The 373-nt window shown below is 62.7% G+C and carries 1 protein-coding gene; it reads left to right on the top strand.

Features of this window, described 5'->3' with window-relative positions:
• Positions 1-373: alpha-L-rhamnosidase-related protein (locus KVT38_RS33565; protein ID WP_483298217.1), on the top strand; the 373-nt coding region annotated here is incomplete at both ends.

The raw sequence follows: 373 nt of genomic DNA on the forward strand, positions 1-373 counted from the left end.
GTCATTCCGAACTGGACGGTCTTCTGGATCCTCGCCTGCCGGGAATATGCCGCACATACGGGCAATGAAGCGTTCGCCGCGAACATCTGGCCTGCGGTGAGGCATACGCTGACGCATTATTTAGAACATATCGACGACAGCGGCTTGCTGAACATGGCCGGCTGGGATCTGCTGGACTGGGCGCCGATCGGCCAGCCGTACGAAGGCATCGTGACGCATCAGAACCTGTTCCTCGCCAAGGCGCTTCGGGATTCGCGGGCGCTAGCCGCCGCGGCCGGCGCTACTGATGAAGCCGACGCGTTCGCGGCGCGCGCCGATCGTCTGGCCGAGGCGATCTACGCGGTGCTGTGGGATGAGGAAAAGCGCGCTTATA

The sequence above is a fragment of the Cohnella sp. GbtcB17 genome, from assembly GCF_019091135.1.
In the GTDB taxonomy this organism is placed as follows: Bacteria; Bacillota; Bacilli; order Paenibacillales; family Paenibacillaceae; genus Cohnella.